Below are 23,887 nucleotides of genomic sequence, written 5' to 3' on the forward strand. Positions count from 1 at the left end.
TTATTATCTCATTTAAGTTTCTTTTGTAATTTATAAAGGGTATTCATCGCCTCAAGCGGCGTCATTTCAAGGATATCCAGTGATTTTATGTCATCGAGCACCTTTTTTTCCTTAGGCGAGGAATTCACTTTTCCATTAGGAGCCTCTTCCCCAAAGAAGGAAAGCTGTGCCTCATTGACGGATGTCACCGGGGCTACTCCGGCAATAGGTGCTTTTACAGCAGCAGCCTGTTCAGGCATCGCCTTTGCCTGTCCATTTTCATTTTCCAGCTGCGCTAAAATGGCGGCAGCCCGATCTATTAACTGCTCCGGTAAATCAGCTAGCTTTGCCACGTGAATTCCATAGCTTTTATCTGCTGGACCTTCTTTAATTTTATGAAGGAAAACGACATTTCCATTTTGCTCAATGGCACTGACATGGATATTTTTCAATTTTGGCAGTTCCGCTGCCAGCACTGTCAATTCGTGATAATGAGTCGAAAAGAGAGTCTTTGCCCCAATTTCCTCATGAATATATTCAATTATGGCCTGGGCAAGCGCCATCCCATCGTAAGTTGATGTTCCCCGCCCGATCTCATCAAATAATATCAAACTGTTTTCTGTCGCATTCATGATGGCATTTCTTGCTTCAAGCATCTCGACCATGAATGTACTTTGACCGGAAATCAAATCATCTGCCGCCCCTATCCTAGTAAATACCTTATCAAAAATAGGCAATTCAGCTATACTTGCGGATACGAAGCATCCAATTTGCGCTAGAATCGATGTTAGCGCTATCTGACGCATATACGTACTTTTACCCGACATATTGGGCCCTGTGATCAAGAGTAACTCCCGGTCTCCATCCATGAAGCAGTCATTGGGGACATACTCCTGTGATTGAAGGACTTTCTCGACCACTGGATGTCGGCCTTCCTTCAGTACGATTCTTCGATCATCAGAAAAGACAGGCTTCACATAATGGCGTTCTTCGCTAATCGTCGCAAAGCACTGCAAGACATCCAGTTCACTGACACCTTTCGCTAAATCCTGTAAGCGCGGGATATAGCTTTTGACCTCTTCACGAAGATTGAGGAATAGGTCATATTCCAAACTGATGCTTTTTTCCTCTGCTTGTAAAATCAAAGCTTCCTTCTCTTTCAACTCAGGTGTGATATAACGTTCGGCATTCGTTAAAGTTTGCTTCCGTTCATAACGGCCTTCTTCAAGCAGATGCAAATTGGCTCGTGTGACTTCAATATAATAGCCAAAAACACGATTATATCCGATTTTCAAAGATTTGATCCCTGTGCGTTCCCGCTCTTCCCGTTCAAGCTGTGCAATCCAAGTTTTCCCGTTTCTGCTGGCATCCCTGTATGTATCCAGCTCCTTATGGAAACCGTCCTGAATGATATTTCCTTCCTTCACGGACAATGGCGGGTTTTCTACAAGCGCCGTTTCAAGCAAATCCGTCACTTCTTCGCAAGGATCCAATTTATCGGCCAGAATTGAAATATCCTGATTTGAAGCCATTGACTTCACGATTTCACGAATGATCGGCACCTGTTGCAATGAACGTTTCAGTTGAATCAAGTCCCGAGCATTTACATTACCGAAGGCCACCCTTCCGGCAAGCCGCTCCAAATCGTACACTTCCTTCAGGCGTTCACGTAAGTCCTGCCGTTCGAAGTATTGATTTTTTAGGGTTTCAACAAGGCTTTGTCTCCGCTCGATCTGTTTTTTATTAATGAGCGGTCTATCAATCCATTGTTTCAACATTCTTCCGCCCATGGCTGTTTTCGTTTCATCAAGCAGCCATAATAATGAGCCTTTTTTACCTTTGGAACGAATGGTTTCAGTTAATTCCAAATTACGTTTGCTATAATAATCAATTTTCATATATTGAGATGTTTCATATGCAAGCACTGGCTGTAAATGATCCAGGCTGCGTTTTTGGGTACGGTATAGATAATTCAATAAGCGTGAAGTCGTTGTCGCCAGTTTCTGGTCTTTTAACAAATGAAGCAGTGCAACGAATGACTCGCTTTGATCCGAATTATTCTCTAGGGATAGAGCGGCAGCGCCCCGTTCTTGCAGCTTTTTTTTCCATTCTTCATTGAAATCCTCGGCAATGACCACTTCACTCGCACCGAGGATGGCAAATTCATTCAGAACTTCCTCGAAACTCTCAATCAATGTGACCTTATTTTCCCCTGTCGATAAATCATTGTATCCAAAGCCAAACTGACCATCAGTGAAATAAGTGATCGTGGCAATATAATTATTTTCCTTTTCACGAAGACCCTTACTATCCATTTTCGTTCCCGGAGTAATCAGCTGGACAACTTCCCTGCGTACCACGCCTTTGGCTTGCTTCGGATCTTCGGTTTGTTCACAAATAGCTACTTTAAAACCTTTTTCTATCAATATATCAATATAATTAGCAGCCGAGTGATACGGAATGCCGCACATCGGAATTCGCTCTTCACTACCGCCTTCTCGGCTTGTTAATGTGATTTCGAGCTCTTGAGATGCATTCAGAGCATCGTCAAAAAACATTTCATAAAAATCGCCTAAACGAAAAAATAAAAAGGCATCCTGATACTCTGCCTTAATTTTTAAATATTGCTGTATCATTGGAGTATATCCAGCCATTCCTTCAAAACCTTTCCAAACTATAATCTATTACACATTTATGTCCTTCATTATAACATACGGGAAAGCAACATTGCCTGTATTCGAAATTGCATGGTAAATCAATTATCCTTTAAATTGTGAGCTAGCTGTATCTGCAAAGCCTTACGCACGGATATAGTAACATTGCATTCCTATTTTTTTCATTCCCAGCCCTGCAAGGTACTTGTCCCGCTTCAAATTAAATAAGACCGGATGAAGGGAATGTCATCCGGTATTAATTTCTATATTCTATTCGTCTTCGAATTCATCAAGGAAATCCGGATCTAAATCTTCGAAATCCTCATCATCGAAATCAGAGCCCCAGTCATCCTCACAGCGGCCATCTGGACTTACAGCGACACAAATTTTCGTTTCGCCGACGACTTCCACAAAGAATTCCCTTTCCACATGGACAATGATTTTTTGTCCACATGGGGAGATGCAAGCTTCTAAACAATTCGGCTGTTGGACAGCTTTTGCAACGATTTCATGGTCATCAAGACAATCGGGATCACGGTATTTCAGCGAAATAACGTCGGTATATTGCACTTTTTCAGTTACAACTTCCGTTTTTGAATTTTGGTTATAGGAATACCAGACGTTGATTTCGTAGCTGCCGTGAATTTCTACCTTTTTGCCGACTTTCTTTGCATCGTATTTATGGTTGATGATCCAACAACCTAGAATGCTAGAAGGATGATGAGCCGGGCAAATGGTGTGAGAGGACTTTGTGAATTTGCGTCCTTTTGCCACCACCGCTTTAGTAATTATCTCTCTATATTGTGACATGCTAGCGAACCCTCCTCATACAGTTTCCATTCATCCTATGCGTGGTAAAAGTCTAGTGTGCGTAGAATTTTAATTGTTTGAAAACTGCTGTAATGTTTTAAACCTAGGTTATTTTATGCGCATGTTTTGGGATATGTGTCACGAATGGGCACTGTATAAGGATTTCCGCATCTAAAAAAGCCCTTCTGAAATCAGAAGGGCTTTTTTAATATTTATGAACAGCTTCCGCCGCCTGCTTGTACCTTTGAACCTGTCTCACCGCGAAGGACGTCTCCCTCAGTCGATTCAATAATCAGGTCCGTCACCTTATTCGATACCTGTGATGAAACCATTTGTAAAAGGTCATTTACATCCACTTGGGATTGTTTGAATTCTTGCACGATCGGAAGTTCATCCAATTGTTTTTCCAGTGCATCAATCTTGGCCTGAACTTGACTGTATGCTTTTTCTTTGCCGTAATGCTGGAAGTTTACTGCCTGTTTTTGTAAGCTCTTGATACTGGCGATCATTTCACGGATTTTTTGGTTTTCATTGATGTGTGCTTCTGCCCGTTTAAAGAAATCGACTTCTTCCGTGCTTGCGATCATTTCAGCAAGCTCGGCAGCTTTGTTCAGAATGTCATCTTTAGTATATTTCGTCATATTACTCCACCTCAATCGCCGTTGCTTCTTCAACCATATCCCCATTCAGTGACCATGTTTTCGTTCCGGTGATTTTCACTTTTACGATTTGGCCAATAGCGGATTTTGGTCCTTTGAAGTTCACGAGCTTATTTTTCGTTGTATAACCTGCTAATACTTCCGCATTCTTCTTGCTTTCGCCTTCAACGAGCACTTCAACAATCTGCCCATCATACTCCTTCATTTTCAATGCACACGTTTCATTGACAAGGGCGTTCAAGCGTTGCAGACGTTCCTTTTTCACTTCCATCGGTACATTATCCTGCATTTTCGCAGCCGGTGTTCCCTCACGTGGTGAATAGATGTAAGTATATGCTGCATCGAAACCAACTTCACGGTATAAGGACATCGTTTCTTCAAAGTGCTCTTCCGTTTCATTCGGATAACCTACAATGATGTCAGTGGTTAGCGATACACTTGGGATAGCTTCCTTGATTTTTTTTACTAGCTCTAAATATTGTTCACGTGTATATTTACGGGCCATGATTTTAAGTGTGTCCGTACTACCCGATTGAACTGGAAGATGAATATGGTCAACGAGATTACCGCCCTTAGCCAATACTTCAATCAAGTGATCATCGAAATCACGGGGATGACTTGTCGTAAAACGAATACGCGGAATATCGATTTTGCGGATTTCATCCATCAAATCACCGAAACGGTATTCGATATCCGTAAAATCTTTACCATAAGCATTCACATTCTGTCCAAGCAGAGTTATTTCCTTGTAACCCTGTGCAGCTAAATGACGGACCTCCTGTATAATATCTCCAGGCCTGCGGCTTCTTTCTTTTCCTCTTGTGTACGGTACGATGCAGTATGTACAAAACTTATCGCAGCCATACATGATATTGACCCATGCCTTCGTTTTTCCTTTACGCACTTTCGGAAGGTTCTCGATTACATCACCTTCTTTAGACCAAACCTCAATGACCATTTCCTTGGAAAGATAAGCTTCATTAAGAATTTGCGGCAGGCGGTGGATGTTATGCGTTCCGAAAATCATATCTACAAAATGGTGCTTCTCTAGGATCCGCTTTACAACTGACTCCTCTTGTGACATACAACCGCAAACCCCAAGCAATAGATCCGGCTTTTCCAATTTCAATGATTTTAAATGCCCCAATTCACCGAACACTTTATTCTCTGCGCCTTCCCGAATCGCACAAGTGTTAAGTAAAATGACGTTAGCATCATCCACGGTGTCTGTCGGCCGATAACCAAGTGCCATAAAGATGCCCGCCATGACTTCTGTATCATGTTCGTTCATTTGACAGCCATAAGTACGAATGTAAAACTTTTTACCTTCTCCCATTCCACGGAAACCTTCAGGAATGGCAAAGTCATCATGATATTCTACTTCTTCTTTTCCTCGCTTTTTCGCATCTTTTAAGGAAGGCGGAATATAAACGGCTTGAAAGTATTTACTGAAGTCCTTTTCGGATTTTTTGTCCGCTGGATTCTCAGCCTGTACTTGTTGTGATTCTAATCGTTGTTTCTCGTTCATAGTTAATCTCCTTTCAAAATAGTTAGTTTATTTCTTTCACCAACTATTTCAAGACCTATCTTCTAATGGTTTTATACGGATTCCTTTTTAGGAATTACCAGTAAATATTTGTTTTTAAGTGTGATATATCCACATTATTATAGTATAAAGCTTTTAACAGCAAGAAACAATCATTCTGTCATGGCTTCTTGAATTGTAAGAAATTTTTCACAAATTCGGAAAATAAGAACAGGAAAGAAGAGGCTAATTTCGTCTTAGCCTCTTCTTATCATTTTGTGGATGACGCCTTCCCCTTCAAAATTTTTCAATTGCTGACATTGTAATTTCACTTTTTAAGATGATGTTTAAGGTATCAGGAGTACCTTACCACATTGACCTTTGATCATCAGTTCAAATCCCTTTTCAAAATCGCTTAGTGGAAAACGGTGGGTAATCATTGGTTTTACATCAACCTTGCCACTTTCAAGCAGGCTTGAAACCTGTTGCCAGGTTGAAAACATCTTCCTTCCTGTTATTCCTTGGACAGTAAGGCCCTTGAATACTATATCCTCCGTTATATTAAGGGTGACGGGCTTTGAAGGCAGACTTAAAATTGATATTCTACCACCATTTGTCGCCATCTTAAACCCTTGTTGGATAGCAGCGGGATTACCGCTCATTTCGCAAACGACATCCACCCCATCGGCATTTGTGAGGCTTTTCGTGATTTTCAATGGATCCTGTTTAATTGAATGAATGAGGTCTGTCGCACCCATCTTTTTGGCCAGCTGAAGTCGATAATCATTAATATCAAGAGCGATTACTTTATCAGCACCTGCGGCCTTTGCTACAGCAATCGCCATCAGCCCGATTGGACCACAGCCGATTATTGCCACCGTTTTACCCAGCACCTCGCCAGCTAGCACGGAATGGACCGCATTGCCCATCGGTTCTTGTATGGTAGCCATATCAAGTGGCATATCACTTGGATTTTTCCATAAATTTTTGGCGGGCAGAGCTATATACTCTGCAAAGCATCCTTGTTTATCGACACCGATAATGTTTGTTTTTTTACAAATATGGAATTGCCCGGTTAAGCACTGCCTGCAAGTGCCGCAAACTATATGTGTTTCTGCAGATACGCAATCACCAACCGAAACATTGCTTACACTTGCTCCTATCTCCATTACTTCCCCAGCAAATTCGTGCCCAAATACGTATGGTGGATTCACTCTTCCTTGCGACCATTCATCCCAGGTGAAAATATGAATATCCGTTCCACATATCGAGGTCATCTTCACTCGAATCAATACTTCGTCATCACGGATATCCGGAATATCGACATTTTGTAATTGAGCCCCATAACCTCGGTGGTGTTTGACAACGGCTTTCATTTTCCCTCTCAACATGTACACTCCCCCTGAACTAGGGCTGCTACTTTTATCTTCCTTAATATGTAAAGATATGAAAAACTAAATAAAAAAATACCATAATCGCTTTTGTACCGACCTTTTCACATTAATAATGATGATTTTTAGGGCATTCGTACATTTTTGTTAAATGGGTCATGTTTCTATAGCATCTTGTCCGCTCTCGAATAAGATATCTTGTAAGACAAAATTATGAAGGAGTGACTTATATGTCATGTGGATGCAATAATCACGATCATCATGATCGGGACCGCGATCGGGACAGAGATCGGGACAGAGATCGGGACAGAGATAACGATAGAATCGCAGACGATTTTTGTCGTGCTGTGAGGGGCTGTAATAGGCGCGACCGCGATCGGGACCGCGATCGGGACCGTGATCGGGACCGTGATCGGGACCGCCATCACAATTGTTGTCGTAGAAGGAATCGTTGCAATTTCTTCGGCTGTGGATTCAATAACGGTTGGTGGTAAGCTAATTTAGAGAGTATAGTGATTCTCTCCACTTGAGCTTTCCAATTAATCACAAAAAAAGGTTCACCCCATCTTTAGGGGTGAACCTTTTAACTTTTTACATAAATTCAGCAACAAGCTTATCAAAGTGCGCTTGATCCAGTGTCAGATCTGATTTATTTAACGCTTTTTCAGCATACCCTGGCACTAATTCCTGGTACGAAGGGCGTGAAGAGTCTTGATAAATGATCCCTGTTACAAGGCTGTCATGCTGCATCAAAGTCTGCATGGCCTGTTCTTTATTTGATGAATCATAGCCTTCAATCGTGTTCAATTTAGTTAAGTTTTGTTTAAACCAATCATACGTATTGATTTTATTATATGTTACACAAGGAGAGAAAACATTGATAAAGGAGAACCCTTTATGGTTTATCCCTGCTTCAATGATCGCCGTCAGGTCTTTCAAGTCAGTGGAAAAGCTTTGGGCGACAAACGTAGCGCCAGCTGACAATGCTAATTCCATAGGCGAAACAGCCTGTTCTATTGATCCTTCTGGAGTGGATTTCGTTTTGAATCCAGCAGCGGATCTAGGAGAAGTCTGGCCTTTTGTCAATCCATAAATTTGGTTATCCATAACAATATACGTAATGTCGATATTACGGCGGATCGCATGGATGGTGTGACCCATCCCGATTGCAAAACCATCTCCGTCACCGCCTGAAGCTATAACGGTCAATTCACGGTTGGCCATTTTTACTCCTTGGGCAATTGGCAGTGAGCGGCCATGGATACCATGGAAACCATAGGACTTGATGTAACCGGATATACGACCTGAACAGCCGATACCGGAAACAACGGCCAAATTTTCCGGCTCCAATCCTACATTGGCTGCCGCACGCTGCATGGCAGCCTGAACGGAGAAATCTCCACAGCCAGGACACCAGTTAGGTTTTACATCATTCCGAAACTCTTTAAACGTTGCCATATTCGAACATCTCCTTGCATTGTGTGTGAATTTCATGCGGGAGGAATGGGTTGCCATCATATTTTAGGATGCTTTTAATTTTATTAACATGTCCGACATTCATCTTGATGATATTAGCCAATTGTCCAGTCGCATTATTTTCAATAACTACTACTTTCTTAGCACTTTGCACCAATGATAGGACTTCATCAGCTGGGAAAGGATGAATCAAACGGATTTGCGCATGATTCACTTTCATTCCATCCGTTTCTAACCGGCCGATCGCTTCATCAATCGTCCCGCGTGTTGAGTTAAAGCCAAGAATTAATAAATCCGCTTCTTCATGCGGTGTGTTTTTGTATACTGGTGTTTGGAATGTGTTAGTTAAATTATTCAGCTTACGCATCCGTTTATCCATTTGCAATTTACGATTCAAAGCCGTCTCGGAAGGTCTGCCCGTTTCATCATGTTCTACACCAGTAACATGGTGAATCCCATTTTTCATACCAGGCACTACACGCGGTGAGACTCCGTCTTCCGTTACTTCATAACGCTTGAAGTAAGATTTGTCTTCAGCCTCTTCAATTTCAAAGTCCACCAATTTCCCGCGTCTTATCTCCACTTTGCCGTAATCAAGCGGCTGAACCGTTTGTTTACCTAATGATAGCTGTAAGTCGGATAGAACGATAACTGGACATTGATATTCCTCTGCAAGGTTGAATGCTTCCGCCGTATCATAAAAAGCTTCCTCAACAGTACTCGGAGCCATGACGATTTTAGGTATTTCACCATGTGTACCATAAATCATGGCCATTAAATCGGATTGCTCCTGTTTTGTAGGAAGACCCGTAGATGGACCGCCACGTTGAGTATCGACGATGACAATTGGCGTTTCGGTAATGCCCGCTAAACCAATCGCTTCCATTTTCAAGGAAAGTCCAGGTCCAGCTGAAGCTGTGATGGCACGTACACCGCCATAGTTTGCACCGATTGCCATTGTTGCCGCCGCGATTTCATCTTCAGTCTGGATGACCGTTCCTCCAAATTGAGGAAGTTTTTTAATTAAGTATTCCATAATTTCCGAGGCAGGAGTAATCGGGTAAGCTGCCATAAAGCGGCAACCGCCTGCAACTGCTCCTAAAGCGATAGCATCGTTTCCAATCATGAACATGCGTTTTTGGCCGTCTGCCTTTTCCAGCTCCATTGCGCCCAGTTTTTCTCCAAGCAACACTTCCATTGCCTTATAGCCAGCAGTAATGGCATCCATATTCTTTTTGACGATTTCTTCACCCTTACGGCCGAATATTTCATCAACCACATCGTTGAATACGGAAATTTCCATGCCTAGGACAGCACATGTCGCACCGATGGCGACCATATTTTTCATTAATGATGTTCCTAATTCGGCTGCTATTTCCGTAAAGGGAACAATATATAATTCTGCCTTTGTATCTTCTGGGCAGACAGGTTTGAATTTTGCATCTGCAATTATGATGCCACCCTCATGTAATTCTTTATAATTGACGTCAATTGTTTCTTGGTCAAAAGCAACTAAGATGTCTAAATCATCAGAGATAGCACGAGTTTCCGTAGTACTTACACGAATTTTGTTATTCGTGTGTCCACCCTTGATTCGGGATGAGAAATGACGGTAGCCATACAAGTAATAACCTAAGCGATTGAGGGCAATACAGAATATTTCTCCTGTACTTTCAATACCTTCACCTTGTTGTCCGCCAACTTTCCATGAAAGTTGATTGATCATGTCTTACACTCCTTTAGGACGTTCGTATATAAATGCATTTAACCGCACCTCTCTTCAGAACATTCAACTATGTAAAATTATCGTTCTAATTTAGGAAAGGTGTACTAAACGCTTTCAATTCTATCGGTTAAATCATCAAATTGCAACCTTTTTGCTTTTATTTTTTATATTTTCAGAATATTTATTCATATCTTTATAGTAAGAATTGAAAATCACTTAAGATATTTCCTTTCCAAGCGGAAAATTACGAGTGAAATTATCAAAAAGGAGACCTTTTACAATCTCACTGGAATAAAGCCTGTTCAGTTCATTTATTAAGTTATGATAATCATTATATGACAATAAATTTTCTACCATATGATCGATTCCATCGAAGTCAGACCCTAATCCAATTTGTCTTTCCCCTCCCAAACTGCATATATGCTCAATATGTTTCAGGATATCCTTTATCGTAGCCGATTCACCATTTGCCAGAAATTGTGGGACAAAGGTTACGCCGATCACCCCATTTTTCTGTAAAAGGGCTTTTATCTGCCCGTCTTTTAAATTTCGCGGATGCGGACAAAGATGATAAGCATTCGAATGGGAGGCAATTGGGAATTTAGCCAAATTTAAGGTGTCCCAAAATCCCGCTTCGGATAAATGGGATAAATCGCACCAAATCGACTTCTCATTCAATTGCGCGACCACCTCGGTTCCAAACCCCGTCAAGCCGCCCCCTCTTGTTTCTAATGCCCCATCCGCTACCAAGTTGGCGTAATTCCAAGTTAGGCCTACGGAGGACACGCCAAGATGAATGAGGGTTTTCAGTTTCAACAAATCATTCCCGATGCAATCACACCCCTCCAAAGTAAGCATTGCACCTATTTCCTTTTCTTTTAAAGATTCGATGTCTGCCTTGGTCTTTATAAATTTCATTTCCGGCTCTGATAAAATCTTTTCATGAAAAATATCCACCATCGCCAAAGCCGCTTGAAATCTCATATCAGGGTGGACTTTTTCAGGAATATATATTGCAAAACATTGGACCTTTCCCCCTTCATCCAATAATCCCCGCTTTGTTATATGTAATTTATCACTATTTGCAAATGAAATATCCGGATCGATGAACATCTTCATCAGTACATCACAATGGGCATCAAAAATTGTCAATGTAATCCCCCTTCCTGTGTCTTTTAATGATTCTATATTCCATTATAAAGGGATATGGATTTTTCGTCATTTGGATTTCACGACAAAAAAGAGCCTGCTCGCCTTCCGACAAACAGGGCATCCAAACATGGAGTTATCTTGGTTCAATGATTAGTTTTATTGCCGTTCGTTCTTCGCCATCAATAAGTATATCTGTAAAGGCAGGAATACAAATCAAGTCAACTCCACTAGGTGCGACAAACCCTCTTGCGATTGCTACTGCCTTGACGGCTTGATTTAACGCACCTGCACCGATTGCTTGAATTTCGGCTGCTCCTCTTTCCCTGAGCACTCCCGCTAGTGCGCCTGCTACAGAATTAGGATTAGATTTTGCTGAAACTTTTAATATTTCCATTCCTAGTCCTCCTTGTTTTCCCTGCCGATTCTAACTTGGCTCAATAGTTATAACACTTTCCACTGCTACTATATTCATCAAGTAAAACTTGTATGACAAAGAAAACCGGGATTGTCCACCATTTATTAATGAATGGAAAAAAGGATGGCCAGTTTGACTGTCCATCCGTTCCAATCAATGATAAAAGGGGTGATCTTCGTTAATCAGTATCCTTTCTATTTTTTTAGCCTTGCCAGTTTTATCATCAATTTCAAGGAGTATCCCACTTAATAGGGTCCGCCCCTCTTTTGGCACTTCAAAACGAGCAGGAAGGCTAGTTAGGAACCGATGAATGACTGCATCTCTTCCCATACCAAGGATGCCATCATATGGTCCTGTCATGCCTACATCTGATATGTAAGCGGTGCCTCCAGGCAATATACGGTTATCTGCTGTCTGGACGTGTGTGTGTGTACCGACAACGGCTGTAACCTTCCCATCCAGGAACCACCCCATAGCCTGCTTCTCACTTGTAGCTTCTCCATGAAAATCGACAAAGATGATTGGTGTCTTTTTTTGAGCCTCCGCCACGAGTTCTTCAGCTTTTTTGAACGGACAATCCAAATCCGGCATGAATGTTCTCGCTTGCAAATTGATGACCGCTATTTCATACTGGTTCAATTTTAAAAATTTCATTCCTTCTCCAGGTGCCCCGTCTGGAAAGTTCGCTGGACGGACGAGATATTTCGCTTCATCAATAAAATTGAAGATATCACGATTATCCCATGTATGGTTTCCCATGGTCACCGCCTGTGCTCCCCACTCTAAAAAACTGCGGTAAATCTTTTCTGTAATCCCCCGGCCACTTGCTGCATTCTCGCCATTGATGACCGTGATGTGCGGACGATACTTTTCTTTTAACTTAGGAAGGTATTCTTGGATCATGTCACGACCAGGAGACCCCACCACATCTCCAATAAATAGCAATTTCATTGTAAAACCCTTTCTAGATTCACCTAATTATATGAATTATTCAAGTATGTATTGTAACATAATTTGGGGTAATTATAGGAATTACGCTTAACGATTAATATCCGAAAAAGAAAAAACGAAGTGGTTTGCACCACTTCGTTTTTCATTAACGATTATTTAGCGTATTCGACTGCTCTTGTTTCACGGATGACCGTGACTTTTATATGACCAGGGTAATCGAGCTCTTCTTCAATCCTTTTCCGGATATCACGTGCGAGTCGATGGGCCGAAAGATCATCAATTTGTTCTGGTTTCACTAGAATCCGCACTTCTCGTCCGGCTTGAATCGCAAATGATTTTTCCACTCCATCATAGGATTCGGAAATTTCCTCAAGTTTTTCAAGTCTTCTAATGTAATTTTCAAGCGTTTCACTTCTAGCTCCCGGTCTTGCAGCTGATAATGCATCAGCGGCAGCCACAAGCACTGAAATGATGGAAGTTGGTTCAGTATCGCCATGATGTGAAGCGATGCTGTTAATGACAGTTGGATGCTCTTTATATTTGGTTGCTAATTCAACGCCAATTTCAACGTGACTGCCTTCCACTTCATGATCAATCGCTTTCCCAATATCATGCAGTAAACCTGCACGGCGGGCAAGAACTTCATCCTCTCCAAGCTCAGCGGCCAGTAAACCTGAAAGCTGGGCCACTTCAATTGAATGTTTAAGTACGTTTTGCCCATAACTAGTACGGAACTTCAAACGTCCTAAAATTTTGATGAGATCTGGATGGAGACCGTGAACTCCAACTTCAAAAGTCGTTTGTTCACCAATTTCACGAATATGTTCATCTACCTCACGTCTTGCTTTGTCAACCATTTCTTCAATGCGGGCCGGATGGATCCTTCCGTCCTGAACAAGTTTCTCAAGAGCCAAGCGTGCCGTTTCCCGTCTAATTGGATCGAATCCAGATAAAATGACAGCTTCAGGAGTATCATCGATAATAAGGTCAATACCTGTTAGCGTTTCTAACGTCCGGATATTTCGTCCTTCACGTCCGATTATCCGCCCTTTCATTTCATCGTTTGGAAGATTTACTACAGAAACGGTGGTTTCTGCAACATGATCAGCCGCACAACGCTGAATGGCAAGAGAAAGAACTTCTTTTGCTTTTTTATCAGCTTCTTCTTTGGCACGGGTATCACTTTCTTTAATCATAAGCGCTACATCGTGAGCAAGCTCGTTTTCCATTCGGTCTATAATGATTGCTTTAGCTTCTTCACGAGTTAAACCGGAAACACGTTCAAGCTCTGTTTGCTGCTTACGAACCGTCTCGTCCACTTTGCTTTCCATCTCTTCAATATGCTGTTGTCTTTGGTTTAGAGAATCTTCTTTTTTCTCCAAAAGGCTTTCACGTTTGTCTAACGTTTCATCCTTGCGGTCCAGATTCTCTTCTCTTTGCAATAACCGATTTTCTTGTTTTTGTAATTCGTTCCTTCTTTCACGGGCTTCCCGATCCGAATCGGCACGAACTTTATGAATTTCATCTTTTGCTTCCAACAAGGCTTCTTTCTTAAGTGCTTCCGCTTCACGTTTTGCATCCTCAAGGATGTGTTCAGCAGAGCCCTTTGCCCCTGCTATTTTACTCTCAAATTTTGATTTGTGAATAAAATAACCAACAACTGCACCGACGATTAGGCCAAGCAAAGTGAAGATGATTGTCATGGGTTCCATCGTTTCACCTCCCCTTGCTATGAACTTTTTACATAAAATGTTGAACTGTCGGCAAGTACATTGCACATAAATTCAATATACAGCACTTAATTTTCAAAATTTTAGTTTGAAAAATTGTAAAATATACATATTAATTGTATAGTTGAGAATTTTTATTGTCAAGCGTTTGTCCCTTATGTATCAATGATTATTCAAGTTTTCTCAATATCAACCATCATAATGTACAGCATTCTTTATGGAAAAGTTATTTCAATGCCATTTATTTCGCTGAAAATTTCACACTTTTCTCAAAATATATAGAAAAGGCCTAAGCGAACAAGCTTAGGCCTTTTCCAAATACCATTAATCAAGCAATTCAAAATGCTCTTCTGGTTCATTTTCTTCTGGCGGTAATTCATGCTCTCCATCGAGATTATAGTGATCTCTGATTTTCTGAGAAATTTCCTGAGCGATATCCTGATTTTCTTTCAAGAACAGCTTCGCATTTTCGCGGCCTTGTCCGACACGCTCTTCATTGTATGAATACCACGAGCCGCTTTTAAGGACGATATCAAGATCTGCACCCATATCGATGATTTCACCTTCCTGGGAAATCCCTTGACCATACATGATGTCAACTTCCGCTTGACGGAATGGTGGAGCAACCTTGTTTTTTACAACTTTGATTTTCGTTTTATTACCGACGATTTCATTACCCTGTTTTAATTGTTCCGCACGGCGCACTTCCAGACGAACAGTTGAATAGAACTTCAATGCCCGGCCTCCTGGAGTCGTTTCTGGATTCCCAAACATAACACCGATTTTTTCACGGACTTGGTTAATGAAAATGGCAATGGTATTTGATTTATTAATGGCACCAGACAGTTTTCTAAGCGCCTGGGACATCATCCGCGCTTGAAGACCCATATGGGAATCTCCCATTTCTCCTTCGATTTCAGCTTTAGGAACAAGTGCTGCCACCGAATCAATGACAATGATATCTACAGCTCCACTTCGAACTAATGCTTCAGCGATCTCCAAGGCCTGTTCACCCGTATCAGGCTGTGAAAGCAGTAAATCATCTATATTCACACCAAGTTTTTCTGAATATGCTGGATCTAAAGCATGCTCTGCATCAATGAATGCAGCCGTGCCGCCAGTCTTTTGTACTTCTGCAATAGCATGTAATGCAACAGTCGTTTTACCGGAGCTTTCAGGTCCATATATCTCAATGACCCGGCCTCTTGGATATCCGCCCACTCCCAATGCTACGTCCAATGCTAAAGAACCGCTTGAAATCGTTGAAATCCTACGATCAGACTGTTCCCCAAGTTTCATAATAGAACCTTTACCAAATTGTTTTTCAATTTGTTTTAATGCCATATCTAAAGCCGCTTGACGATCACTCACTCAATTTCCTCCTCTATATTCAAATAATCGGCTGTCCGATTAAAGGTGTACTTACGTTAGCAATTATTCGAGATCAAGGTTTGCATCCTGTCTCAAAACCTATCTTTACTATATACTCTTTTTACAATTTTGCCAAGCAAAAAGTCGAACATTCATTCGTTTTTTTCTTTCGGGGTATTCTCTGTAAAAAAGCGTTTTATCTTAAGGAAATCTCCATTTCCTTTCACTTTCTCCGTAAAAAAACCATTTTCATTGAATTAACTTTTTTCTTTTTTTCCCTATTTTTCAAGAAACAAACTTCTAAAACCAAATAAAAAGCAGAGCTGTAAATAGCTCTGCTTTTAGCGCTTATAAATCCCTTAATAGGTAATGACAGCCGTACTTCACACTCCGAATCCGGTTTTGCGCCCTGCTTCCGGAAAGATTCAACTCCTTGAAATGAGTGTTTCCATCCCGATAGGAAATGCCAATGAATACTGTGCCTACAGGCTTGCCTTCTTGTTCATCCGGACCTGCAACACCCGTGAAGCTTATGCCTACATCCGCATCGAGCTTGCTCCGGACATTAGAGGCCATTTCCATTGCACACTCACCGCTGACCACCCCATGCTCAGATATGGTATCATCGCTGACGCCAAGGACGTTCGACTTCGCATCATTCGTATAGCAGACAATTCCGCCTTTGAAGACTTTACCGGCGCCAGGTATGGTTGTCAGCTGTTCTTGGAACATCCCACCGGTCAAGCTTTCAGCTGCCGCAATTGAAAGCTTGCGGACCGTTAATTCTTTTACAAGTTCCTTTATTAGTGAAGTATTATCACTTCCATAGTGGAACTTACCGACCCTGCTAAGAATTTCTTTTTCCGCTTCTAAAATAAGCTCTTCGCATTTTTCTTTAGAAGAGTCTTTAGCGGTGATCCTTAACGTCACTTCCCCTTCGGCTGCCAGCGGAGCAATTGTCGGATTCGTTTGATTGACAAGAAGATCTTCAATCACCGTTTCCAGTTCGGCTTCACCTATACCGTAGAACCGAAGAACCTTGGAATCGATCCGTTCATGCTTTTCCAATTTATTCATGATCTTTTCATAACCATAACTTAAAAACATCGGCTCCATTTCACTTGGCGGACCAGGAAGAAGCATATATGTAATCCCAGATTTGGACAAGACCATTCCCGGTGCCATGCCATGATCGTTTGCCAACACTTCACTGCCTTCTAAGACAAGGGCCTGTTTTTTGTTGTTTTCCGTCATCGGCCGTTCCCGTTTTTGGAAGTAAGCTTCAATGGAATGCAAAGCTTCATCATTAAAAACGAGCTTTTTCCCTATATGGCGAGCAATCGTTTCTTTCGTTAAATCATCTTTGGTAGGACCGAGTCCACCGGTAAAGACAATCAAGTTCGCCCTAGATTCAGCGATTTCTATAGCTTGTTGTAAACGGCGATCGTTATCCCCGACCACAGTATGGTAAAAAACGTTGATCCCCATTTCCGCAAACTGCTGCGATAAGAACCTTCCATTAGTGTTATTGATTTGTCCTAAAAGAAGCTCTGAGCCCACTGCAATGATTTCTGCATCCATCTTTTCAAAACCACCATTCGTTTTTACTTTGAATTAACAAATACTTCTTTGTTTTTTATAAAATAATCCAAGCCTGACCAGATTGTAAAGATTAATGCAATCCACAATGCGATATTGGCAAATGGAAGTGAAATTAGGGCAAATGGGAGGTTATGCAGCAATAAAGCCGAAATAGAAACAATTTGTGCCCATGTTTTTATTTTACCAAGCTGGTTCGCTGCAACCACTTCCCCTGTACCCGCTAGCACCAAACGCAATCCGGTGACTGCAAACTCGCGACTTATGATCACGATGGCGATCCATGATTGACCGTACATTAAATCTAGATCAACCAAAACGATTAAGGCAGCCGAAACCAGAAGCTTATCAGCCAGTGGATCTAAAAATTTCCCTAAATCAGTAATCATATTATATTTTCTGGCAAAATGGCCATCGATCCAATCCGTAGTGGAAGCGATAATAAAGAGGATGGCTCCAGCTAAGTGCGCCACTGGCAAACTGTATTCTCCCCAAGTCAGCGTCCCCCATGAAAAAGGAACGAGCATGATGATTAAAAATACTGGTATTAAACAGATTCTTGCTACTGTAATCTTATTAGGCAGATTCAAAACTTTTACCTCCAAAATTTACGCCTGCCATTCGGGCCTGCGTCTTAGATCTAAAATACGCTTTTATGTATAATTTAACTCAAAATCCAATCTTATATGCCGGGTAATCCATTTCCCCGTCGCCATACCATTAAATAGAGCAAAAATAGTCATCTATAAGATGACTATTCGGCTTTCGTAAATTGTATCGTAACCAATTGCGTATTCACTTCAGTCGGTGAAATGGAATACTCCAGCTTCTCATCATTCACATAAATCTCAGTTTCATATGCTCTGCCTATATTGATGACAGCTTCTTTTTCATTGGTGAAATCAATTTCCTGGCTTTTGTCCTTGTCGATAGTGCCCTGGAATAGTAATTTACCTTCACCATTTTTTATGCCGACCCATGGCGAGCCTTTTGAGGTCACCTTTAATTTAAAGGTATCGGTATTTTTTAATTCATACGTACTATTTTTACCGCTGGAACTTGTGACGGCAAGTTTTTGCTCTTTCTCTTCATCTTTGACAACTGCATCATCTTCATTCTTCTCATCAGATGACTCAGATTTTTCTTCCTGTTTTTTGTCTGCATTCTCTTTTTCTTCGTTAAACCCATCACTTTTATTGTAGCCCACAGCTTCATTCTCTTTAGCGTTCTTTTTATCATCATTATCAGGGTTACTCATATAATTCGATACCAGTACCCATATCAAAACGGCCGCACCAATTACTAAAACGACAGCCAGGATCTTCGGTAACATTTCAACAACCTTTGAATCTCCTGCCGGTATAGTTTTCCGGGATTGGACCCTTGAAAGCTGTTCTGGCAATTCCTCGCTATAGACTGATGGCACTTCACTTTTATATTGTTCGAAAATCTCTTCTGAGTCCAGTCCGACCGCTTCACAATATTGCTTTATGAATGCCCGTACATAGAACTTTCCAGGCATCATACTGTAATTTCCCTCTTCAATGCCTATAAGGTAACGCTTTTGGATCTTCGTTAATTCCTGCAAATCTTCTAAGCTAAGGCCTTTGGCTTCCCTAGCTTCCTTTAATCGATTACCTAACTCAGTCAAATAAAACACCTGCCATTTTAAAAGTCAAAGGAACCAAAATCGGACCCTGAAAACTGGTCTTTTTGGTCAACAACTTCATATGTTATTTCTTCTTCAGGATTGTTTCGCAATTCAATAATATAATCAAAGTCTTCGAGGGTATACTCTGTATTTTGGACAAAAACATCCGGATGTTCGATTACTTTGACAGCATCAAGCCTCATTATTTCGCGAATCAACTGCCAATGACGCTCATTTGCACGGCGAGTGGAAACAATTCCATCTAAAATGAACAAATTATCATTATTATATTCATCCTCAATAAGCTGACTGCGGATAGTCTGCTTTAAAAGGGTCGATGACACAAACAACCATCTCTTATTAGCACATACACTCGAGGCTACGATGGATTCAGTTTTCCCGACACGAGGCATCCCTCGTATCCCGATCAATTTATGCCCTTCCTGTTTAAACAGCTCGGCCAGGAAATCGACAAGCAAGCCCAGTTCATCACGGACAAACCTAAAGGTGTTTTTCTCATCGGCATCGCGCTGAATATAACGTCCATGCCTGACTGCGAGGCGATCACGCAATTTAGGTTCCCTCAGCTTAATGACCTTTATCGTATCCATCGTACGGAGAATTGACTCGAATCTTTCTATATTACGGCTGTCTTTCGCCAACAAAAGTAAACCACGCCTGCCTTCATCGACCCCGTTAATGGTGATGATATTAATGGAAAGCATCCCCAGAAGGGATGAAATATCCCCTAATAAACCAGGACGGTTGACTTGGATTTCATATTCAAAATACCATTCTTTATTATCCACGATAACACTCCTTAAGCCTAAAAGCTTTTACCCTACTCAGGGGCAAAAAACTTATCCATCGTAAATTTCAAGGTCTGAACACTTTATATTAATTGTCTAGCTTCTATAATATAGCATTTCTTGATAAGTTAAAAGGAAAAACCCTAGAAAAATATTCATTTTTATATAAGAGGATAAATAATCATCCACTTAAATCCAAAAGGCCCTGTTATTTAATAACAGGGCCTTTTGGAGGGATATTTTACTTCGTTCCATTGTTCTCGACTAACTTGACCATGACACTTGCCATAGCGTGTTTTTCTTGATCGCTTGCAACTGACCAAAGATCAGCAAGCACTTTCTCTTGATCATTCTGGGGCTCAACCTGATTAGCCAGGTAATCACCGATTTCGAAAGCCAAGTTGTTAACAGCGCCTTCTGACAAGCCTTGTTGTTCACCTTGATGTAATCTGTCGCCTAAAAAGTTTTTCCATTGATCCCAATTGTCCAGTACAGACATGAATGGTCACCCTTTCCTTCAAAATAGTACATAGATATTTTGTGAAGGAACCGAGAAAATTATACATGCCTTTAAAAAAATCATGTGTACCATCCGCCATTTACGCCTAAAATTTGCCCGGTTATATAGGATGACTTGTCGGAAAGCAAATAGTATACGGCCTCCGCGACTTCTTTGGAATGCCCCATCCTGCCCATCGGGATATCTCCTTTGATGATCTCCAGATCTTCTGCACTGAAAGATTCGAGCATGGAAGTGGAAATCGCTCCGGGGGCAACGGCATTCACCCGGATTCCATTAAGTGAGACTTCTTTGCTAAGCGCCTTGATAAAAGCATTTTGACTGCCCTTGACCATTGAATATAATACTTCACAGGATGCACCTGTCTGCCCCCAAATCGATGTGACCGCAACGATGGCAGCTTGTTCTTGGTACATAAGCTTTGGAAGCAGTTCCTTTGTTAATTGGAAAGGGCTCGTTACATGCAGCTGCACCATTTCATTAACGATTTTCTCATCCATGTCAGATATTAGCCCATAATAGCTGTTGCCACTATTGAGGACGATTGCATGGAGGGCAAAGATATTTTCCGCCAATTGCCTGTATCCATCCGGTGCAGCCAAATCCGCTTGAATCGGAATAAGTTCGACTTGATGGGGCTTCAGTTCTTCAATCAATTCAAGTATCGCTTCTTCATTGCTGTTATAATGTAAATAAAGTGAATAATTTTCCTCGGCGAGCTTTATAGCTATTTCCCGGCCGATTCCTCCACTGGCTCCAGTAATAAGGGCAAAACGTTTCCCCACATTCGAGCCCCCTTTATATTATTTAGGAAGTACCTGACAGACTGTCATCCGTTCATCGGATATTAAGTCCTTGGCGACCTCCCTGATATCTTCGATCGTTAGTTTTTCCAATACTGATACAACATCGAACAAGTTCATATCATTGAATGCATATCTGGTGAATTGATTCGCTATATATTCCGGCGAATTCAGAGAACGAAGGAAAGAACCGATTTTTTTCTTGATTGTCCTTTGCAGGCTTTCTTCATTCAGGCCGGTTCCGGCTTTTGATTTTTGCAGGATACCAAATAAAGACTCCGTCAACTCATCAGGTTTGGCACTATCCCCGCCAATTAACGCAAATCCAAAACCTTGTTCCTGTGTATAATCATATGAGAAGCTTTGATCGATCAACCCTTCCTCATATAGCTCCTCATGCAAAGGTGAACTTTTGCCGAACAGCATTTCCAGATAAATATTGGTTGCCAATTCCCTTTTCAAAAGCTGTGAACCGGATTGATGGACATTGGTCGCCTTGATTCCCAGCATAACTTTTGGTGTCTGGACATTCATTCTTAAGACTTCCTTGTCCTTGGCAACAATTTCAGGCTCTTGGTCAAACTTACGTTCCACCTCAGGTTGTTCGTTGTACCCTTTATTATTTTGATTATCCCGGATCAGCTTCATGGTGCTTTCGACATCAACCGGTCCTACAACGAATAGGAGCATGTTGCTAGGATGATAAAACGTATTATAACATTCGTAAAGCATATCCTTCGTAATATCTGCAATGGATTCCACAGTACCGGCAATATCGATTTTCACGGGATGCTGATGATACATATTGGCTATCGTTCCGAAATATAATCGCCAGTCCGAATTATCATCATACATATTGATTTCCTGCCCAATGATTCCTTTTTCCTTCTCTACCGTCTTTTCCGAAAAATAAGGATCCTGGACAAAGTCGATTAAGGTAGTAAGATTCCTATCGAAGTCGGACGTACTGGAAAATAAATAAGCTGTACGAGTGAAAGAAGTAAAGGCATTTGCAGATGCTCCCTGCTTTGAAAATTGCTGAAAAACATCTCCATCTTCCTTTTCAAAAAGCTTATGTTCAAGAAAATGGGCAATTCCATCAGGTACTTTAGTGAATTCCGTTTCATTCAAAGGTTTGAAATGGTTGTCGATCGAACCATAATTCGTCGTGAAAGTGGCAAATGATTTATTGAAGCCACTTTTCGGAAGAATATACACTTCTAGGCCATTATCCATTTTTTCATGGAAAAGTTCTTCTTTCAATTGAGTGAATGCTATTTTTTCCATTACCCTTGCACCTCCTCTTCCGTTAGGAAATAAATCGTATCAAGCTGAATCTTTTGACCAACTGCAATGATTTCTTCCTTTGTCGTCCGCTCTGTGTTTGCAAACCACTCGTCGAGTGATATATCCTGCCCGGAAACCACATTATGATATAAAATTTCCACAAGCCCTCTCGAAACGTCAATGGTTTCAAGTAGTTGATTCTTAACGACCGCCTTTGTCTGTGCGAGCTCTTCTTCGGAAAAATTCCCTTGCTTCATTTCCTTCATTTGTGCATGAATGATATCCAATGCCTGCTTGTAGTTGGCATTTTCAATGCCGGCCATGACCATTAATAGACCTTTATGACTTTCGAGCCTCGAAGCTGCATAATAAGCAAGGCTGGCTTTCTCCCGGACATTGATGAAAAGTTTTGAATGTGAAAAGCCACCAAAAATCCCATTGAAAAGCTGAAGTGCATAATAATCCGGATCACCGTAGGCAACTTGGGTTCGATAACCGATATTCAATTTCCCTTGCTTCACATCCGAATTCTCAATGATTTCTTTTTCCTTCTCCACTACCTTGCCCGTCTTCCCGGGCAGTCTCACAGGCACTCGTTCTTGCAATGAAACATACTTGTCAGCCAGAGCCTGCACTTCCGATTCATCGATGTCACCGATTACATATAAATCAATTTCATCCTCCGCCAGCACCTTTTTGTAATAAGAGAAAAGGGACTCAGGAGTTATCGTTTCCAAGTCTTGTAGATTACCGCTCGCTTCTAAAGCATATGGTTCGTTTTTGCACATTTCCTCTACAAGGCGTATAGCTGAATATCGCATTTTGTCATCGGAAATGGATTGAATCCGCTGTTTTAAAGAACGGATTTCATTGGAAACCGTTTTAGAGTCAAAGGCCTCGCCATTCTTCTTCGGATTAAAGATCACCTCTGATAATAACCCAAAAGCCTTTTCGAGAAGCGGGGTTGAATCACTAAGGAATTTTTCATTGACGATATCGATAGTAAAACTTATGATTTGATATTCGCCTTTTTTAGCTACATCGACATAAAACCCTGCTCCATATAAATCATCAAGATAAGATCGAAGCTCGGGTGTTGTAGGATATTTACTTGTATTGCTTTGTAACACATATGGCAGCAATGCACGATATGTAACGTCCTCTTTTGTCAACGGGGCTTTCATCTTCAGCACGAGAGTATTCGTTTTATATTTATCCGTCCGGACCACATGAAGCTTGTAGCCGCTTTTTTCCGTAATTGTATCGGAAGCAATAGACATGAATAATCCTCCTCATTATATAAATCACCTTTATTAGCTTATTGTTTGTAGATTGGAACCCTTTTAAACATCTACTTAAAATATACATGTGAAAGGAAA

Annotated in this window: 20 protein-coding genes; all 20 read right to left on the reverse strand. The window is 41.2% G+C overall.

Going from position 1 to position 23,887, the window contains the following annotated elements; all coding sequences use genetic code 11:
• Window positions 1-8: 8 nt before the first annotated feature.
• The 20 genes from mutS to LQ188_RS16370 all read right to left on the reverse strand — a co-directional run bounded on the left by mutS (window position 9) and on the right by LQ188_RS16370 (window position 23,788).
• Window positions 9-2,633, reverse strand: coding sequence for a DNA mismatch repair protein MutS (gene mutS / locus LQ188_RS16275; RefSeq protein WP_230177464.1), 2,625 nt, complete (start codon window positions 2,631-2,633; stop codon window positions 9-11).
• Window positions 2,634-2,903: 270 nt separating this feature from the next.
• Window positions 2,904-3,443, reverse strand: a complete 540-nt coding sequence (locus LQ188_RS16280; RefSeq protein WP_034313495.1) for an outer spore coat protein CotE — start codon at window positions 3,441-3,443, stop codon at window positions 2,904-2,906.
• Window positions 3,444-3,655: 212 nt separating this feature from the next.
• On the reverse strand, window positions 3,656-4,084 hold the full coding sequence (locus LQ188_RS16285; protein WP_101224709.1) for a RicAFT regulatory complex protein RicA family protein: 429 nt from the start codon (window positions 4,082-4,084) through the stop codon (window positions 3,656-3,658).
• 1 nt (window position 4,085) lies between these two features.
• Entirely contained in the window at window positions 4,086-5,630 is a 1,545-nt protein-coding gene (gene miaB, locus LQ188_RS16290; RefSeq protein ID WP_101224708.1) for a tRNA (N6-isopentenyl adenosine(37)-C2)-methylthiotransferase MiaB, read from the reverse strand.
• A 344-nt stretch (window positions 5,631-5,974) separates the two neighbouring features.
• Complete coding sequence (gene tdh / locus LQ188_RS16295; RefSeq protein WP_230177684.1) at window positions 5,975-7,015, reverse strand: L-threonine 3-dehydrogenase; 1,041 nt, start codon at window positions 7,013-7,015, stop codon at window positions 5,975-5,977.
• Window positions 7,016-7,609: 594 nt separating this feature from the next.
• Window positions 7,610-8,476, reverse strand: a complete 867-nt coding sequence (locus tag LQ188_RS16300; protein ID WP_057278380.1) for a 2-oxoacid:ferredoxin oxidoreductase subunit beta — start codon at window positions 8,474-8,476, stop codon at window positions 7,610-7,612.
• Window positions 8,463-10,220, reverse strand: coding sequence for a 2-oxoacid:acceptor oxidoreductase subunit alpha (locus LQ188_RS16305; protein ID WP_101224707.1), 1,758 nt, complete (start codon window positions 10,218-10,220; stop codon window positions 8,463-8,465). Before LQ188_RS16305 ends, LQ188_RS16300 begins: the two co-directional genes overlap by 14 nt.
• A 216-nt stretch (window positions 10,221-10,436) precedes the next feature.
• The gene (locus LQ188_RS16310) at window positions 10,437-11,339 is read right to left on the reverse strand and encodes a dipeptidase (protein WP_230177686.1); all 903 of its coding nucleotides are present in this window, start codon (window positions 11,337-11,339) and stop codon (window positions 10,437-10,439) included.
• A 166-nt stretch (window positions 11,340-11,505) separates the two neighbouring features.
• The gene (spoVS, locus tag LQ188_RS16315) at window positions 11,506-11,766 is read right to left on the reverse strand and encodes a stage V sporulation protein SpoVS (RefSeq protein ID WP_029281188.1); all 261 of its coding nucleotides are present in this window, start codon (window positions 11,764-11,766) and stop codon (window positions 11,506-11,508) included.
• Between the two features lie 174 nt (window positions 11,767-11,940).
• Entirely contained in the window at window positions 11,941-12,738 is a 798-nt protein-coding gene (locus LQ188_RS16320; RefSeq protein WP_101224705.1) for a TIGR00282 family metallophosphoesterase, read from the reverse strand.
• 152 nt (window positions 12,739-12,890) lie between these two features.
• Window positions 12,891-14,450, reverse strand: coding sequence for a ribonuclease Y (gene rny / locus LQ188_RS16325; RefSeq protein ID WP_063231807.1), 1,560 nt, complete (start codon window positions 14,448-14,450; stop codon window positions 12,891-12,893).
• Window positions 14,451-14,792: 342 nt separating this feature from the next.
• Window positions 14,793-15,839: a recombinase RecA gene (recA, locus tag LQ188_RS16330; protein WP_101224704.1), complete on the reverse strand. Its 1,047-nt coding sequence runs from the start codon at window positions 15,837-15,839 to the stop codon at window positions 14,793-14,795.
• Between the two features lie 348 nt (window positions 15,840-16,187).
• Window positions 16,188-17,420 (reverse strand): competence/damage-inducible protein A, encoded by a 1,233-nt coding sequence (locus LQ188_RS16335; protein WP_101224703.1) that lies wholly within the window; start codon window positions 17,418-17,420, stop codon window positions 16,188-16,190.
• A gap of 23 nt (window positions 17,421-17,443) precedes the next feature.
• Window positions 17,444-18,028: a CDP-diacylglycerol--glycerol-3-phosphate 3-phosphatidyltransferase gene (gene pgsA / locus LQ188_RS16340; RefSeq protein WP_034313524.1), complete on the reverse strand. Its 585-nt coding sequence runs from the start codon at window positions 18,026-18,028 to the stop codon at window positions 17,444-17,446.
• A gap of 164 nt (window positions 18,029-18,192) precedes the next feature.
• The gene (locus LQ188_RS16345; RefSeq protein WP_230177467.1) at window positions 18,193-19,098 is read right to left on the reverse strand and encodes a RodZ domain-containing protein; all 906 of its coding nucleotides are present in this window, start codon (window positions 19,096-19,098) and stop codon (window positions 18,193-18,195) included.
• A gap of 8 nt (window positions 19,099-19,106) precedes the next feature.
• Window positions 19,107-19,898, reverse strand: a complete 792-nt coding sequence (locus LQ188_RS16350; RefSeq protein WP_034313530.1) for a DUF3388 domain-containing protein — start codon at window positions 19,896-19,898, stop codon at window positions 19,107-19,109.
• A gap of 241 nt (window positions 19,899-20,139) precedes the next feature.
• Window positions 20,140-20,397, reverse strand: coding sequence for a DUF3243 domain-containing protein (locus tag LQ188_RS16355; protein WP_101224701.1), 258 nt, complete (start codon window positions 20,395-20,397; stop codon window positions 20,140-20,142).
• An 80-nt stretch (window positions 20,398-20,477) separates the two neighbouring features.
• Window positions 20,478-21,203 (reverse strand): SDR family oxidoreductase, encoded by a 726-nt coding sequence (locus tag LQ188_RS16360; protein ID WP_230177469.1) that lies wholly within the window; start codon window positions 21,201-21,203, stop codon window positions 20,478-20,480.
• Between the two features lie 18 nt (window positions 21,204-21,221).
• Window positions 21,222-22,508 (reverse strand): pitrilysin family protein, encoded by a 1,287-nt coding sequence (locus LQ188_RS16365; protein ID WP_101224699.1) that lies wholly within the window; start codon window positions 22,506-22,508, stop codon window positions 21,222-21,224.
• Entirely contained in the window at window positions 22,508-23,788 is a 1,281-nt protein-coding gene (locus LQ188_RS16370) for a pitrilysin family protein (RefSeq protein WP_101224698.1), read from the reverse strand. The genes LQ188_RS16365 and LQ188_RS16370 overlap by 1 nt, the downstream gene beginning before the upstream one ends.
• Window positions 23,789-23,887 lie beyond the last annotated feature (99 nt).

It is taken from the genome of Peribacillus sp. Bi134 (assembly GCF_918698065.1).
Taxonomy (GTDB): Bacteria; Bacillota; Bacilli; order Bacillales; family DSM-1321; genus Peribacillus.